The sequence below is a fragment of the Scytonema sp. PCC 10023 genome (assembly GCF_963920835.1).
Taxonomy (GTDB): domain Bacteria; phylum Cyanobacteriota; class Cyanobacteriia; order Cyanobacteriales; family Nostocaceae; genus Kalymmatonema.
Genome location: NZ_CAWUDP010000027.1, coordinates 1 through 14,892, shown reverse-complemented (window position 1 = coordinate 14,892; position 14,892 = coordinate 1). Strand labels below are relative to the sequence as shown.

General features: G+C 44.2%; 18 protein-coding genes and 1 pseudogene. 7 read left to right on the top strand and 12 right to left on the bottom strand.

Translation table 11 applies throughout. From position 1 onward, the window contains the following. Positions 1-2 precede the first annotated feature (2 nt). From ACM0OZ_RS17725 to nudC, 9 genes and pseudogenes are all read right to left on the bottom strand, one after another. A complete protein-coding gene (locus ACM0OZ_RS17725; protein WP_414584140.1) occupies positions 3-422 on the bottom strand; it encodes a response regulator in 420 nt (139 codons plus the stop codon). A gap of 88 nt (positions 423-510) precedes the next feature. After that, on the bottom strand, positions 511-1,248 hold the full coding sequence (locus ACM0OZ_RS17720) for a Crp/Fnr family transcriptional regulator (protein ID WP_414584139.1): 738 nt from the start codon (positions 1,246-1,248) through the stop codon (positions 511-513). A gap of 204 nt (positions 1,249-1,452) precedes the next feature. After that, on the bottom strand, positions 1,453-2,040 hold the full coding sequence (locus tag ACM0OZ_RS17715) for a universal stress protein (protein ID WP_414584138.1): 588 nt from the start codon (positions 2,038-2,040) through the stop codon (positions 1,453-1,455). A 193-nt stretch (positions 2,041-2,233) separates the two neighbouring features. Beyond that, positions 2,234-2,356, bottom strand: a complete 123-nt coding sequence (locus tag ACM0OZ_RS17710) for a hypothetical protein (protein ID WP_414584137.1) — start codon at positions 2,354-2,356, stop codon at positions 2,234-2,236. Positions 2,357-2,436: 80 nt separating this feature from the next. Continuing rightward, positions 2,437-2,739 (bottom strand): annotated as a pseudogene (locus ACM0OZ_RS17705) (hypothetical protein); the annotation flags it as partial. A 242-nt stretch (positions 2,740-2,981) separates the two neighbouring features. Further along, positions 2,982-4,037, bottom strand: coding sequence for a hypothetical protein (locus tag ACM0OZ_RS17700; protein WP_414584136.1), 1,056 nt, complete (start codon positions 4,035-4,037; stop codon positions 2,982-2,984). A gap of 1,211 nt (positions 4,038-5,248) precedes the next feature. Then, the gene (locus tag ACM0OZ_RS17695) at positions 5,249-5,386 is read right to left on the bottom strand and encodes a ribbon-helix-helix protein, CopG family (protein WP_414584135.1); all 138 of its coding nucleotides are present in this window, start codon (positions 5,384-5,386) and stop codon (positions 5,249-5,251) included. A gap of 508 nt (positions 5,387-5,894) precedes the next feature. Continuing rightward, positions 5,895-6,719: a zinc-dependent peptidase gene (locus ACM0OZ_RS17690; protein WP_414584134.1), complete on the bottom strand. Its 825-nt coding sequence runs from the start codon at positions 6,717-6,719 to the stop codon at positions 5,895-5,897. A gap of 42 nt (positions 6,720-6,761) precedes the next feature. Continuing rightward, entirely contained in the window at positions 6,762-7,610 is an 849-nt protein-coding gene (gene nudC, locus ACM0OZ_RS17685) for an NAD(+) diphosphatase (RefSeq protein WP_414584133.1), read from the bottom strand. Positions 7,611-7,840: 230 nt separating this feature from the next. Here nudC and ACM0OZ_RS17680 point away from each other — a divergent pair, with 230 nt between their 5' ends. From ACM0OZ_RS17680 to ACM0OZ_RS17670, 3 genes are all read left to right on the top strand, one after another. After that, positions 7,841-8,698 (top strand): neutral zinc metallopeptidase, encoded by an 858-nt coding sequence (locus ACM0OZ_RS17680; RefSeq protein WP_414584215.1) that lies wholly within the window; start codon positions 7,841-7,843, stop codon positions 8,696-8,698. A gap of 279 nt (positions 8,699-8,977) precedes the next feature. Further along, positions 8,978-9,157: a hypothetical protein gene (locus tag ACM0OZ_RS17675; protein ID WP_414584132.1), complete on the top strand. Its 180-nt coding sequence runs from the start codon at positions 8,978-8,980 to the stop codon at positions 9,155-9,157. 56 nt (positions 9,158-9,213) lie between these two features. Then, positions 9,214-9,741 carry a hypothetical protein gene (locus ACM0OZ_RS17670; RefSeq protein WP_414584131.1) on the top strand — a complete coding sequence of 176 codons (528 nt, stop codon included), beginning with the start codon at positions 9,214-9,216 and terminating at the stop codon, positions 9,739-9,741. A 108-nt stretch (positions 9,742-9,849) separates the two neighbouring features. Here the strand turns inward: ACM0OZ_RS17670 and ACM0OZ_RS17665 are convergent, their stop codons facing one another. After that, positions 9,850-10,083, bottom strand: coding sequence for an EF-hand domain-containing protein (locus ACM0OZ_RS17665; protein WP_332987909.1), 234 nt, complete (start codon positions 10,081-10,083; stop codon positions 9,850-9,852). Positions 10,084-10,469: 386 nt separating this feature from the next. Here ACM0OZ_RS17665 and ACM0OZ_RS17660 point away from each other — a divergent pair, with 386 nt between their 5' ends. The 3 genes from ACM0OZ_RS17660 to ACM0OZ_RS17650 all read left to right on the top strand — a co-directional run bounded on the left by ACM0OZ_RS17660 (position 10,470) and on the right by ACM0OZ_RS17650 (position 12,009). Continuing rightward, entirely contained in the window at positions 10,470-11,072 is a 603-nt protein-coding gene (locus ACM0OZ_RS17660; RefSeq protein ID WP_414584130.1) for a 2OG-Fe(II) oxygenase, read from the top strand. A gap of 312 nt (positions 11,073-11,384) precedes the next feature. Next, on the top strand, positions 11,385-11,639 hold the full coding sequence (locus tag ACM0OZ_RS17655) for a hypothetical protein (protein WP_414584129.1): 255 nt from the start codon (positions 11,385-11,387) through the stop codon (positions 11,637-11,639). Further along, complete coding sequence (locus ACM0OZ_RS17650; RefSeq protein WP_414584128.1) at positions 11,629-12,009, top strand: type II toxin-antitoxin system RelE/ParE family toxin; 381 nt, start codon at positions 11,629-11,631, stop codon at positions 12,007-12,009. Before ACM0OZ_RS17655 ends, ACM0OZ_RS17650 begins: the two co-directional genes overlap by 11 nt. Before the next feature lie 44 nt (positions 12,010-12,053). On the opposite strand, the gene ACM0OZ_RS17645 is transcribed toward ACM0OZ_RS17650, so the two are convergent. Beyond that, positions 12,054-12,407: a hypothetical protein gene (locus ACM0OZ_RS17645; protein WP_414584127.1), complete on the bottom strand. Its 354-nt coding sequence runs from the start codon at positions 12,405-12,407 to the stop codon at positions 12,054-12,056. 71 nt (positions 12,408-12,478) lie between these two features. Here ACM0OZ_RS17645 and ACM0OZ_RS17640 point away from each other — a divergent pair, with 71 nt between their 5' ends. After that, positions 12,479-12,601: a hypothetical protein gene (locus ACM0OZ_RS17640; protein WP_414584125.1), complete on the top strand. Its 123-nt coding sequence runs from the start codon at positions 12,479-12,481 to the stop codon at positions 12,599-12,601. 83 nt (positions 12,602-12,684) lie between these two features. Here ACM0OZ_RS17640 and ACM0OZ_RS17635 read toward each other — a convergent pair. After that, the coding region (locus ACM0OZ_RS17635) for a COR domain-containing protein (protein WP_414584124.1) at positions 12,685-14,892 on the bottom strand (2,208 nt) is incomplete at its 5' end.

Genomic DNA, 14,892 nt, shown 5'->3' with positions numbered 1-14,892 from the left:
ACTTAATCACCTGTTAGACTCACTTCTGTTTGGCAAGCAAGGCTCTTCACCACCGAGGTTAACTCGTCTAAGTCAAAGGGCTTGGAGAGGTGTCTGTCAAAACCTGCTGACAATGCACGTGTGCGATCCTCCTCCATCGCATGTGCCGTCAGAGCAATGGCAGGAATCTGTCCTCCTTGCGATGCATCCAATTTTCTCACTCTCCGGAGCAGTGAATAGCCGTCTTCATCTGGCAAACTGATGTCACTGATCAACATGTCCAGTTGAAAACAAGACAGTGCTTCTAGAGCCTCAAGAGCCGAAGCCGCTGCTATAATCTCTGCTCCGTCCCCTGAAAATAAGATTGTCAGCAGTTCTCGCGCATCCGGATCATCATCGACAACGAGCAACCGCAGACCATCAAGCTTTTGCATATGATACATTATAGGAATCAGTATAGTTTTTTGCGCATTCTATAGTATAGACAAGCTTAATATTGGGGTCTGTACGGTCGCGGACACAGCAAACAACTTATCTAGAATCAGATTCAGGCTGATTAGCCAGCAAGCGGGCGAACTCATCAGAAATGACCCGATAGCACTCGCAGGCTGTTGCTTTCAAAGCCTCGCGATTCACGATGGTAATTTTGCCACGGCTGTAGCGGAGCATTCCCGCTTGTTGAAGAGTACCAGCAGCCTCCGTGACGCTGGAGCGTCGCGTACCCAACATCTGGGCGATAAATTCCTGAGTGAGGGCAAACTCGTCTGAGTCTACACTGTCCTGAACTAAAAGCATCCAGCGGGCGAGTCGCTTTTCTATGGTATGAAAGCGGTTACAGGCTACTGATTGTGAGACTTGGGTGAGTAGCGCTTGACAGTAGCGCAGCAGCAGTGTTTGCAGCTCTCCACCCCGATTAAACTCGGTTTTAAGTATATTTGTATCCATCCGCATAGCAGCGCCTGGAATCTGCACATACGCTCGATTGTTCGTCATGTTACCGCCCAAAATCACAGGGATACCCACCATCCCTTCAGAACCTACCAAGCCGACTTCAATGGTCGAGCCGTCTTCCATACTGGTGACTAAAGAAATCAGTGCCTGATCGGCAAAATAGACGTGGGTGATGGGTTCATTTGGCTCATAGATAATTTGATGGAGTGAGAGTTTGACAAGTTCCAAGTGAGGAACTAGGCGTTGGTATTCATCAGCAGGTAGAGCGGCGAGTAGCCGATTTTGGATTGGGAGACTGGAGTCTATGGATACGGGCATTAGGAGTTTTCTTGAATGTGCTGATATTTATAGCGCTTCTCAATTGAAAAGAACAGTGTTCTTGATTCTTGTGGGATGGGCATCCTGCCCGTCCGCCAAGCCCACCCCACAAAATTTGTATTGCACTCAAACAAGAACCGCTATAAAAAAACATTTAAGATGTGCCAGAAGCCTACACTCACCGCTTGCGGGAGTGTAGGTAGTTCACTCGCAGTTCGGGTTGACAGGTAGCGTAATCACGGCGACCGGGCAAGGTGCCTTGTTAAGGATGGCATCGGCGCGGTGACCAAAGAACGCCCGACCCGATACCGTATGAACATTGCTACCCATAACAATCAAATCTACTTGGCTAGTGCGGGCAAAGTTAAGGATTTCCAACTCTGGAATTCCAGTCAGAATCGTAGTTTTGACAACAGCACCCAGTCCCTGCCCCACCTGGGCTTGCTGATTTAGGAGTTGTTGGGCAATGTCTGTGACTGAGTGTATCGTCTGCTCCTCAAACAGAATGTATTCCCGCTGGCTCCGGTTTACGACATTGACCAGCGTGACGATCGCCCCAGTCTCAGCAGCGATTGTACTAGCGACCTCAACCGCATGTTCGCTGTATTCGCTGTCTGAGGTAGGCACGAGAATATTACCAATTTTGTGATAGCCATTCGGACCGTTCTGCTCGTGTGCCTGAGATAGGTTCGACTTCACCATTATTGTGGCGCAGGAAGCTTCCTGAACGACCCCATCAACCAGCAAATTGAATAAAGCACCTCTGGAACGCTGACGCTCCGTTGCGCCCATCACAATCAGGTCATACCCTTTGCAGGATTCTTTTAGGAGAAATTATCTGAAACTCAGGAAAAACAAGTAATTAAGCGGTCACTGGATTTCTTGCCCTAAAAGTAAGCCCCTTCCATTAGGTAGAGGGGGCAACGAACGGTATTGTAGCTAGCTTGCAGCCAGACGATGATTATTAATTGCAAGCAGAATCGACTTATGCAGTTGGGGCGATCGCCTCCTCCAGGAGCGCTTCAAGGATTTTTGGAATGATTGAAATAGCTGCCACTAATTCAGAGCCATTGCAATAAATGCACTTCCGATTACAGGAGTATGGCATGAGAATCAAACCAGAATCAATTCTTAACAAAACTTTACAATCTGTCCCATTTGCTAACTAGTGTACTGGGGGTTTTGTTTTTATCGCAAAGAATTGGGGATATTTTTGGGAACAACCCACAAGTAAAGAGTATGTTCGCGTTGCTCATCTGGTACCAGGATGGTATAACAGGATTCATCGCGATACAAGAAATTTTCACCTCGTTTCGGACCGAGTACCTTTACTACCCGCATCGGTTTCCATCCGCCCATATCGAATTCATGTGAAACAATGCGAGTTCCTGGTTTAAGCTGGGTCAACAACTTTGGTCGAAGCTTCAAGTTCACCTCAGGTAGCAGGTAAAGAGTCACGACCGTGGCTTTACTAATATTACCCCTATATATAAAAAACCCAAACAGTTTCGGGGTGGGGTGTACGCGCGAATTAGGGGTGTAAGGGTATGAGGGTATAAGGGTGTAGGGGAAAATTTTAGAATATATAAAACACAAAAACAATTCACTCTTGCACCCTACACCCCACAACCCCTTCGGGGAAGTCAAAAATCAAAAATCAAAAGTCAAAAGTATTAATTTTGGCTTCTTACCTTATGGTTTTGACTTGTTTTGCCCCACACCTTACACCCTTCTTACTGTTGTGTCTTTGGTTTTGGCTTTGGCATCTGTTTTGGCTTGCCCTTAAAGTCCCCTTTGGGCTTGCCCTTAAATGTTCGCTCAGCACTCGAGCCTTCGGCAGTTGGTTTACCTCTTGGTGGTCCAAAGTCCTTGCCAGCAGCCTTAAGAGCCGCTTTCTTTTGTGCCATTGCCGTAGCTTTATCATCCTTACTTGCTTTTAGGAACCTTGGTGGCTTCTCCTGTGGCAATTCCAGTAATGAGTCAAATTCAAAAGCGTCCCGATGCGGCACGAACTTTGCTTTAATCTGTATGAATACTGGGCGTCCTTGTTCTTCTTTTGGGGCTTTGGGATTGAACCGGAACGGCGGTACCAGTGCGTCTCTCCAGAACAAAGGTAAATGACTCGCTTTCATGAATTTTACTTTTTTTGCTGGTTCCGACTGTTTAATATAAGAAAGCCGTTCCTTAGTGAAATTCTTGAAAACAGAGATACATGGTGTGCGGCACACAGGAATAAACTGCCACAATCCACAAAGTTTAAACTCCATGTCCTGAAGTTGTTGTGAAATTACCTCGGATTGGCGTCCCTTGTCAAAACCAACCACTTGAAAGCCAACGTTCGGCGGCTGATCTCTTCCAGGGAAATGAGTAAACTTGGGGTAAACAACCAGGCGCTGGGTAGGTTCGCCAGTCGCCTCTATCTCTTTTTTGAGCGCTTCAAAAGCTCTTTGTTTGCGTGAAGCATAGAACAGTGGATATTCTTTGTTACCAATGGTGATAGTACTTCTTTGGTTATCCCCCTCCAGTATGAAATTTACCTTGCCAGTAATTATCCCAATTGCTTGAAATAATGCAGAAGAATCAGAAGTCGTATCTGGCTGATTTTCAGTAACATCCTGCTCTTGGAGTGCAGGTTGCGACTGTTCTTTTGAGGACACTACTCCATCTTTTTCCAAGTTATTTACTTGGTTTTGTGTATCCGAGTCTACTTGTTCTGGCTTAGGTGTTGCTGATTCTAAAGGAACAGCAGTTTTGGTAGGCTTGTTGTTGATAGGTTCTGTAGAAGCCATAATTATTATTTTTTAAAAGTGAGCGCGAATTAAAGGCGCTCACTTCATAATATAAAGCCTTGGCTTTTTGTGGGGTGATGCCGAAAAAATACGCGGCGTACCCCCACTTATCACTTCACATGAAATTTACCACAACTAGGGGGGTAAGGGTGTAAGGGGTTAAGGGTGTGGGGAACAGGAAAATCATGAGCGGGGTGATCCGCATTAGTGTCAACTTAAGCCAAAACTCTTCTAAAATCTCGGGCGCGGTGGTCTAAGCTGGAAATGCGGTTTAAGCGGCTCTTGAGCAAGTAAGGGAGGCTCTGCCTCCCAATGGTATTAGCAGTCTCTGACTGAGAACAAGGCAAAAGTTTTGGTTATAGCCATTTGCGATTCAATGAGGTACATCTGTAAGGGCGCAAGCAAGAGCGCCCTTACATCGGGTGTACTTTATACAGATGAAAACCGCTATAGTTGGCTAAAACCTCAGAAAAACCTCAGAATTTGTTGCAATAGTACCTGGGATAAGATTATCAGGTAGCCCCTGTCCCTCGTGCAGGGGCTTTTTGTTTGTTGCTTTCATCAATGAAAAGGTACGGGTACGAAGTATTTGTTTTAAGGTAGGTCCTGTATTAACGTGAGTTCGACAGGTTGAAAAGGGTGCTCCTAAAGCATTAACTCTGTCATACGGCAAGTATTCTGCTTAAGCGATTGCAACCTTTCCAGTGCTCAGACAGCCCAATCGCGATTTGGGCTGTGGCTTAGGCCAATCGCAAGAAAAAATATTTGAGTGGAATCCGGAATCCTGGAATCTGGTTTTGTAGCTTACTATGTCACTAAAAAACAGTGACGCCTTCTAGGTTATCTATTCAAGGAATGCAATAAATTCTTCTTCACGTTTACGCTCATAACTCTGACCCCATACTTGACCTGTACGGATATCAAATGCGTCTCCATTACTGTTACTCTATCAAAACATAGTGGGAGGGTGAGAACCCCTGTTCGCGTAGCGTCCCGAAGGGAAGATGTAGTTTGACGCACGGAGGAAAACTACATCTGTGTTTTAACCAGGGCCGGGGGTCTTACACGTAAAAAATCAGCCAGCCTTTGTTTTGGTTGATCTGTTTTCCAAGTCGAGTACGCGTTTTATGAAGGCTGGCTGATTTTTCGGGGACAATGCGTCGGATGAAACCGTTCGGCTGATCTCACGGCGAAGCCCGACTCATAGGGCTTTAGCCGTTTGTTTCTTTTTCAATGTATTGCCTTACGGCCTCTCTGATTAACTCATTTATTGACCTCTCTTTTTGTTTACTTAGTTTTGCCAATTCTTCATACTCTTGTTTAGAAAATCTTGCACTAAACCTACTCATGACATAATTTGTATGTTATATTGATGCCATGGTAACACAAGGATGAAAAACTCCAAAAAAACAAACGTGATGCCATACCTACCCTCACAATTGAAGATATGGGGTTGTGTTGAAAAGTCTTTTTAGAGCCATCAACACGTAAAATCTTCTCAGTAGCACCAGACGCTGCTTTGAACATGGTTGGAGCAAGGAAAGTGCCGCACAGCCTTTGAAATTGGTCGAGGCGGGTAGGGCTGTCTTACCCTCGTCAACGTGTTTTACAAAAAACATGAGACAACGTTGCAGAGTGTGGCACCTATCCCAGGTTGCAACAACAGTCTAGAATCCTGGTTTTTCAAAGCCAGGAGAGTTCAATTGAGTACGATAGAAAACCTCTTTGATTCAAGTTAGCCGTGAGAGTATTTCGGTTGCTGAGCTCATTGCTTGAATCTAATAGACATCTGCGAAAGCTAATCTCAAACTCTTGCGCTGTCTGGGTTAATATTTAATTTCTGGAGATGTCTAATGTCTAAACCCATTGCACAGGATCTAGTTGATAGTAGCGTTGCAGTAGCTCATAAAGTGCCGGATGCTGCTTGAGCAATTGCTGCGGTTTTTCAAAGAATGTTTCAGTTGCTACGGCAAAAAATTCTGCGGGATTCGTTGCGCCATAACTATCCATTACAGTCTTTACACCTCGTTGAACCTGATTGCACAGCTGTTGGTATTCTTCTGCCATCACCTGCGCCCAAACGGGATAATCTGATTTTCGTTGCAAAATAGGAACACCCTCAGCTTTGCCATCCTCTTGATCCAACTGGTGGGCAAATTCATGAAGCACAACGTTATGTCCATCCCTCCAGTCGCGAGTGTCTTGTTGTACCTGTTCCCAAGACAATATCACTTGGTCATGAGTCCATGATTCGCCCAGTCTTGCCACACGCCTTTCCTCAACAATATAATTCCCAGTGGCAACAGTTTCATTAACAAAATAAGTGCTCGGATAAATCAGAATTGAACGAAGTTTAGGAAAGTATTCTCCTCGCTCATTAAGCAGGAGCAAACAAGCGACAGCAGCGATCGCCAATTTCATTTCTTCCGTTACCTGCAATCCTCCACAGCCAATAAATTGTTTTTCCGCTAAGAATACTTGAATATGTCCTTGAAGCCGTCGGCGTTCAGCGGGAGAAAGATGGAGATAAACGGGAAGATTATTCTCAATAATCGCATTCCAAAGTGGGGGGAAAGGACGATGTTTAAGACGGTTTCTTCGTTGTTTAATTAAGATGGGACTGACTAAGATGCCAGTGATAATCAGCCCAATAATCACAAAAACAATAATTGTTTGAACCATAAATTAAATTTTTCACCACACCCCAGATAAAGGTGGATGCGCTCAAAGCACAAACGAGTCGATCAGCTTGCGGGCAATACTCAACTTAGGAGGAATTTGCGGTAAGTTGTGCTTACTAAACCAACCTGCCTCTACTAATTCTTGCGGTTCGATGACAATGTCACCACTCGCATAAGTGGCTGTGAATCCAATCATCAGTGAGTTGGGAAACGGCCAGGGTTGCGAGCCAAAATAGCGAATATCTTTGACCTCGATCCCTACTTCCTCACGGACTTCGCGCACCACCGTCTCTTCCAACGATTCTCCCGGTTCCACGAAGCCAGCTAGCACGCTGTACATTCCCGGTGGAAACCGAGGGGCGCGAGCTAACAACAGTTCTTCACCCCGAGAAACGAGAACAATAATCGCAGGCGAGAGGCGAGGATAATTCACGAGTCCACAGTTCGGGCAACGTTTAGCACGTTCATGGGATAATTGGGTTGTTGGAGTTGCGCAGTGCCCGCAGTACTGGTGAGTGCGGTCCCATTCCACGATTTGGATAGCTCGACCGCATAGCGCATACAAGTCTTCATCCAACGTTCCGTACAATTCGCGCAATCCCTGCAAGGTCATGCCATCGGGGGCGATAACATCTGTAGGCAGTTCTGCCGAGTAACAGGGCTGTCCATCCAGGGTGCCTAGGAATTGCGTTCGCACTGGCTCTAAGCCAATTTCTGCCAGAGTGATGAGCTTGGGAATTTCGCTGACCTTTCCTTCGGCGCGAACCAGCAATTTATTGCCAACAAACCCAAACCACCAGGAGGGTTCAGATTGTACTAGGGGTGGAGCAATGCCAGGGATGAAGGTTCGATGCATATCAGTAGAAGGCGATTGCTTTGATCGTATCACCACCGCTATGACATAGCCTTTCCTAAGTAGGAGTGCCTATCAAATAAGTGCTGTCCCTCTGGCAGAGGATTTTGATGAATGAAATCATTAATATTTTTGGTGAATTATCGAAAGTCTGACTTTGCTGCGATCGCCTGCGGCGCTGCGCTCTGCGCCATCGCCATTTGGACTTGCCGAAAGCAATTGCACTTTGTTCACTTTTACCAGGTTAAGTAGTTTGGAGACTCTTGGTTATGCGCTGGGAATTCGGTCGTAGAAGCACCAATGTTGAGGACAGGCGGGGATCTCGGCTTTCAGCTCCTGTGGTGGGGGGTGGCATTGGAGCCATCATTTTGTCAGTGATTGTTACCCTCTTGGGCGGCGATCCCAGTGTCCTCTGGGAGCAACAACAAGCGCCGAGCGATCGCCCTTACCCGGAGTCTCCTCAAACACAACGTTCTGCGACGAGCGATCGCATGGCTGATTTTGTTTCAGTTGTCCTGGCAGATACCGAGGATACGTGGCAGAGTTTGTTTCGGCAAAGGGGACAGACTTATGTAGAGCCTAAGTTAGTTCTGTATTCTGGTGCGGTACAATCTGCCTGTGGCTTTACGCGATCAGCGGTTGGTCCATTCTATTGCCCCGCCGACCAAAAGCTCTACATTGACTTAAGCTTTTATCAGGATCTGAAGAATCGATACCAGGCACCGGGAGACTTTGCCCAAGCGTATGTGATTGCTCACGAGGTTGGGCATCATGTCCAGAATCTCATGGGTATTTCAAATCAAGTTCAGTCAATGCAGCGTCAAGTTGATCGAGTACAGGCAAATCAACTTTCAGTTCGGCAAGAGTTACAGGCAGACTGTTTTGCTGGGATTTGGGCGCATCATGCCAATCGATCACGCCAAATCCTAGAACAAGGCGACGTTGAAGAAGCGCTGAATGCTGCCAGCAGTATTGGCGATGATCGTTTGCAACGTCAGGGAAGAGGGTATGTTACCCCAGAGTCTTTTACGCACGGTAGTTCAGCTCAGCGAGTCCGATGGTTCCAGCGGGGCATTCAGACGGGTAATCCTGCACAATGTAATACTTTTGCGGCAGCAAATCCGTAACATCCTCCCGCACTATAGCAGGGAACAGGGAACAGGGAACAGGCTTGTAAGTCTCGTAGTGTCCGTATTTTCTGATTAATGATAATGATAATACAATAGGGGATGAGGGGAGAGACGTATTACACATTTTGAAAACGTCACAGATGGGCTGGATACTGATTTGTAAGGATTTTTACCCGTAATTTCAATTCCCTTATATTCGCTTTTCTCACTTTTAGTCTAAACGCCAGAAAAGTAGAACAATGGTATAAAGCGCTAGATATTGGTGAGAGTAGGTTTGTGGAAGACGCGATAACTTTCTACTTGCGATATCTAGAAGGAAAGTACCCAGTTGTACCCATAAATTCTGTAATCAGTCCGGTAATTTCTCGGGAAGTTGTACCCATTACACCGTCAACAGCTTCTACAACGATAGAGACTGACGATCCAGAAGAATTTGACGGTGGTATCGAATTATGATTCAAATGAGCTTGATTAATTTTGACGACGAAATAAATTAAGGAGAAAACTCAATAATGGACAACTTCAATAAAAAATCTAAAACTTACGCTCAAAAATACGCTCAAGATTTACTTATTAAATTCTTGAGAGAAGAAGCCAAATTTGTCGGATATGACGCATATGTCAAGAGTGAAGTCTTACCAACTATTACTTGGCGTGTAAACAGAGACGCACCATACTGGGGGATTTTTCCAGATTATCCAATTGCAAAAAGTGAAAACAGCATTATTGAGATAGTTTGGGATGAATATTTATTTAATACTGAGTCAACAAGAAAAGATGCGATTCCAACAATCGATGAACTTTGGAATTTTGGTCTGGTACTTGAAACAGTTTTAGATATTGCTATTCAACATAAAGGAGTTATACACACGGCTGTATTTTTTGACGAAATACCCAATCATGCAATAAATTTTCTGAGGACTGGCGCTATTCCTCAAATAGTCGTAGTCAACTCTTATGACCTTTTGAATCAACCATTATTTTCTACTTTTAACGGTATAAAAATGCCTATCCAAATCTTAGAACCATTTAATCTCTAAAAGCAAAAGACACTGGAATTCCCGGGAGCATGTCACCAATGACCTAGAAATTGCAAATCCCTCAAAGCTTGGTCTAGAGAGGGATTTTAGGTATTGGGTTTTTGACTGCTAGGTTAAATTATTTGCTTTCTCAACTACTTCCTTTAACTCTTCAAAGGTAATACTACCGTCTTCGACTAAACCATACCGTGACAGTAACTCCTGGGGGCTAGTGGTATTTGTTTCTGATAAGATAATTGCACTTAATCCAGGACTTAAAAAAAGCTCATTAATAGAGATTTTGCCGTCTTGATCGCGATCTAAATTATTAAAAAGAGATTGAAGCTCTTGCTCGGTTGCCATAACTTTTTATCTGAATTAATTTTTCAATTTAATATCTTAATATCTCATGAATATCTCATTAATATCTCAAAATTAAATAAACTTATATCCTTAGACGTAGAAACGGGTATCGCTAGTGCTTAGATCAGGTGTAGGCTGTGGATCACAGTGGTTTTGGTCTAGGGATGAAAATCAACAGGCACGGTCGCGCCAAGATTATGACGGGGGACTTACTGCTTTCCAGAACCCACATTAGTTAAAATTTGACCAGGAAGCATTTGACACAAGATAATTGAGCGATCGCTTTCTTTATTTAGGCTGGTGTTCTTTGTAACGTGCCAAAGGCATTCGCCTGATTACCAATCTGAATCTCTGCTCACCTTGAAACTCTTGAACTCCTTGAACACTTGAAGTACTATTCTCAACACCAAGAAGCCTTCCCAATCACTTACCTCAACGATTTGCGAGGAGAAATTCTAGCGTGCCCTTATCTTGGAATCAACAACCTTAACCGCGACTTTGTTGACACCAAAGGGTTTTCTGTGGTATTCCAACGTTCAGAACTTGCAGAAGTGGAACGGCGGTTTCCTTTTTTCAAGCCCTATCTCGACCAAGCGCTACAGCCCACCTGCAACGCTTTCTATCTTAACCCCCTGCTGCTCAAAGAAGGCTCCCGCGTCGATCCTCATATTGATCGTTCGCTGCGATCTTACTGCAAAACGGTTGAGCCTCCCGTGGTCGTGAGTGTTCTTTATGTGCAAGTACCGCCAAACTTGCAAGGCGGAGAACTGGTGTTGCGTCGCCACAAACAGCAAGTCGGGCAGATTAAGCCACAAGCTAACACACTCCTGTATTTCCAGGGCGATTTGATGCATTCTGTGAATGCGGTTAAAACCACCGGCACTCGTCTCAGCTTGGTTTGTGAACAATACAGCCTCAGTGAAACTGAACTGCAAGACATTCCAGCGTTTACAGTGGAGTCTAGGGCAGCAAAGGCAAAACGGAAGTAGCGATTCTCCAAACCAGAGGCTATGCCCGAAGTGCGATCGCTCTGTTTATTCGGGAGCATCCCAATGCATGTAAAAAAGACGGTAGTGCGAGCCGGAAAACTCCTTACTTTATTATCAAGCGGGCAACATGCCAGCACTACAAAGCAATCCTAAATCATAAGCCCTGCGGGCTGCCTTCGGCTACGTGAGAAACAAGATCCCCGACTTCTTTGAGAAGTCGGGGATCTGTGGCTTTCAATTCTTACAAATTAAATAGGATTACTATAGCGACTTGGTACTAAAGTAGTGAAAGCAAGTCCCCTTGGAGGAGTCATGAAAGCTATTGAAATCATGGGAACTGTCGATGAGCAAGGTCAACTTTCCTTAGATGTACCCTTGAGTGTGGACAAGCATACCCGTGTCAGAGTCATTGTACTGCTTCCAGAAGAAGTTGAGAAAGAAAACAACCAAGAGGACGAGGAAATCTCTGAATCTGCCGCAGAAAGTTTTCGTCAGGGTTGGTATGATGCCATGACGGGAAATACTTTACCCGTATCTCAACTGTGGGAAGGAATTGATGCAGAATGACTCACCTTTAATTCAGGTTGAGGTAACTGCTAAATTCAAGCGTAACTTGCGGATTTTAGCGAAGAAGTACCGTAGTATTCGCAATGATATCCAGCCTATTATTGAACAGCTTCAATCTGGAGAGCTACCAGGCGACCAGATATCGGGGCTAGGTTATACAATTTTTAAGCTACGGGTAAAAAATAGCGATATCCAAAAGGGTAAGAGTGGTGGATATCGACTGATATATTATGTTAAAACCAGCACAAAGATTATCTTAATTACTATCTATTCTAAATCTGAACAGGAAGGTATTGCTGCAGAAGAAATTCAGCAGATAGTGGCTGAGTTTGACCAGGGACAAAAAGATAAACAAGTAGATAACGACTGATACTCATCATTGCCAGTTGTATTTTTACGAAGCGATCGCTCTGTTTATTCATGCTTGGGTTCACTGCACTTGTGATCATCTAAATCAGTTCGCAATCCCTTTTGAAATTCTTTAACAGCCTCAATATGATTTTGAGAAGCATTTATATGTGCCTGCACAGATTCCGAAAATATTTCCACCGAACGATCCTCTTTTAATTCCTGCGCCTTTTCCAAAGATTCCTGTGCCTGCTTCTGAATAGTTTTTCCAGACGCTTCAATGCTTTGACCAATTTCCTGTTTGCTTTGGTCGTTGCTTTGCAGCCGCTTACCAAGCTCTTCTACCGATTTACCATGCTCAAGTGATTGCAAGGCGTGTTTCTGTGCCATTTGCACGCTCTGCGGTGAAATTTTATGCATAACAATCTTACTTACTAGCACTTATCAGTGTGATAGCGTTTTTTAAGGGACTTCCTCATCTACCGTAAGCTATGGTTAGAGGTAAAAGCGATCGCTCTGTATCTGAGCAGGAAGATATTGCAGCAGAAGAAATTCAGCAGATATTGGCTGAGTTTGAGCAGGAACAAAAAGACAAATCAGTAGATAAGGACTGATAGTTATTATTGCCACTCGTGTTTTTTACCAATGAGCGATCGCCGACGCACCATTTTGTGCGATCGCACTCACCCAATATCATTTACTGAAGGCTTGCTGCTTTTTTAATCTGTTTGCAGATGTCCACCCAAGCTCGATCTTGCTCTGCCTCACTCAAGCTATTTAAAGGCTTCTTGAGATCGTGCACTGCTTGATACTTTTCAATTTCAGTTTCTTCATAGCTGCTATACTTCAAAGGTATCCAGATGATGGTGAGCCCTTTGGCTTGAGCTGCATTCAGTAGTGGAGGTAACTCATTTTCAGCAATGAAATCTGAAGCCAGAAAGTCAGCACTAACCAACAACACAGCTACTTTTGCCGCTGCCAGAGCATTTGTAATTTCTTGTCGCCACTCAGCACCGGGTTGGATTTTGGTATCGTCCCACACCGCGAGTGTTTGATTGCGAATTATGGGTTTTAAGTGTTTCTGGAGTTTGATAAGCCATTCTTTGTCTTGATGGCTGTAGCTGATGAAAACTTGATTTCTGGTTATAATAGGTTCTGGCATGGATGGTTGCAAATGTTGACGAGTTAATGATTCATCTCTCTCCTGCTCCAGTTGCCGTTGCAACTGTACAGCTTGAGGATTGAGTTTGTGATCTGCACCGAAGGTTTGCTCCATAACATCATCAATCAACTTTCGGACATCAACCATTTGAAAGCTTTTCTGACATTGGATTTCGTACTGACGATTATCTAGAAACCTACGCAGCACGTCCATAGGATAAGAATGAAGTGTTTGACTTCCTTGACAGCTTGCGCAATTGCAGGGAACAAGGGTTTCATACTTCAAACGCTCGAAAGATTGATGGATTTTTTCGAGTTCGTGGGTGACAACTGCTAGCAGTTCTTTCTTGCGGTTTCCTTCGATACGAATTTTAATTTCCTTTTGATTGTAGTTTTCAATAACTTCGGCACGGGTTTGGTCTTTGTTAAGAACAACACCGCTTTTCCAAACAAGTTTTTGCTGTTGTTCAATCCAAAAGTGTGTCTCAACAATGAAGCGGGTGAGGATGCCTTTGGGCATGAATTCGTATTCGTAGCGCAAAATCAGGTTATTGGTGTCGTCCCAGGTGTAGTCGGGTTGGTTAGCGGAAAGTAGTTGAGGTGCAATATAGGTGTTAGGACGACTAGGTATTTCGTAGCAGAGTTTAAATTTCATCATTAGCCGCAACAGTTCTGCCCGCATATCGGTATATTTGTTGTCATGCCAAATTTCTGCTAAATTATTGCGGTCAAATTGACCCAAGTTTTCAATGACTTGTGAGTTATCCAAAACTTTGTAAACGGCATCTGTACCCCAAGTAGGCTTGAGAATCACCGTTTTTCGTAGCAAGTCATCGTCTTGGAAGTGAAGACATACACCTAAATCATGTAGATAGCCGCTAAGTTGGAGTTTGTCCTCTAGTGTAGTAAATCCATGTTTCTGACAAAGAGCGAGATATTCTTCCAAGCTAATATATTCGCGAGAGTCGCTTTCTAAAGCTTTCCGCACTTCAACCCAGGTTTTGGGAAGTTTTGTTCCTACATGGGGTAGGTCTTTAATGTGAAACTTAATTCTATTAAGGATTTCTGGAAGACCACGATTAGTCGCAAGATTTGTAGTGAGTGTTTCTTTCAAATTAGTGAACTGACCCCGTAACCCTGGCTCGTTTATTTCTCGTTTACGCTCATGCTTTTCATTTTTGATAATTAACAAAGGACTATTATCGCTGAGTAACTCTACCACTTTTAGCCAGTAGTAAAAATCTGTATCTTCTTTACGAGTATCTGCGACCACAATATAAAGGGAGCGTTTAGTGAGGAAAAATTGGTGGGTAGTATGATAAATTTCCTGACCGCCAAAATCCCATATATTAACCTGAAACTCTCTGCCAGTTAAGAGTGGAAATTTCCATTGAATAACATCAATACCTTGGGTAGAGATTTCATCCTGTTGTAGCTGATAATTTTGGTCTTGAATTTTTTTTGCTAGCGTAGTTTTGCCCGCTCCAGCTTCTCCCACAATAAGTAATTTGGCTTCGTAGAGGTAATCGGTTTCTTGTTCTAGCTGTTGCCTGCAAAAGTCCAGAATTGCTCTAAGTCCTTTTATTAGGATTTCTGGTGGAGGTGATACTAGCGGATTGTCACCAAGCTCAAGGTCTCTAAGTTTAGTGAGTTGTCCAATTTCCGCTGGCAGTGCGCTCAGTTCATTCCTGCGGAGGTCGAGCGATTGCAGGTTGATGAGTTGGACAATTTCCGGTGGCAGTGC

Coding starts and splice junctions, on each gene's coding strand:
- ACM0OZ_RS17725 (WP_414584140.1), bottom strand. CDS start 422: ATGTATCATATGCAAAAGCTTGATGGTCTGCGGTTGCTCGTTGTCGAT.
- ACM0OZ_RS17720 (WP_414584139.1), bottom strand. CDS start 1,248: ATGCCCGTATCCATAGACTCCAGTCTCCCAATCCAAAATCGGCTACTC.
- ACM0OZ_RS17715 (WP_414584138.1), bottom strand. CDS start 2,040: ATGGGCGCAACGGAGCGTCAGCGTTCCAGAGGTGCTTTATTCAATTTG.
- ACM0OZ_RS17710 (WP_414584137.1), bottom strand. CDS start 2,356: ATGCCATACTCCTGTAATCGGAAGTGCATTTATTGCAATGGCTCTGAA.
- ACM0OZ_RS17700 (WP_414584136.1), bottom strand. CDS start 4,037: ATGGCTTCTACAGAACCTATCAACAACAAGCCTACCAAAACTGCTGTT.
- ACM0OZ_RS17695 (WP_414584135.1), bottom strand. CDS start 5,386: ATGAGTAGGTTTAGTGCAAGATTTTCTAAACAAGAGTATGAAGAATTG.
- ACM0OZ_RS17690 (WP_414584134.1), bottom strand. CDS start 6,719: ATGGTTCAAACAATTATTGTTTTTGTGATTATTGGGCTGATTATCACT.
- ACM0OZ_RS17680 (WP_414584215.1), top strand. CDS start 7,841: ATGCGCTGGGAATTCGGTCGTAGAAGCACCAATGTTGAGGACAGGCGG.
- ACM0OZ_RS17670 (WP_414584131.1), top strand. CDS start 9,214: ATGGACAACTTCAATAAAAAATCTAAAACTTACGCTCAAAAATACGCT.
- ACM0OZ_RS17665 (WP_332987909.1), bottom strand. CDS start 10,083: ATGGCAACCGAGCAAGAGCTTCAATCTCTTTTTAATAATTTAGATCGC.
- ACM0OZ_RS17655 (WP_414584129.1), top strand. CDS start 11,385: ATGAAAGCTATTGAAATCATGGGAACTGTCGATGAGCAAGGTCAACTT.
- ACM0OZ_RS17650 (WP_414584128.1), top strand. CDS start 11,629: ATGCAGAATGACTCACCTTTAATTCAGGTTGAGGTAACTGCTAAATTC.
- ACM0OZ_RS17645 (WP_414584127.1), bottom strand. CDS start 12,407: ATGCATAAAATTTCACCGCAGAGCGTGCAAATGGCACAGAAACACGCC.
- ACM0OZ_RS17640 (WP_414584125.1), top strand. CDS start 12,479: ATGGTTAGAGGTAAAAGCGATCGCTCTGTATCTGAGCAGGAAGATATT.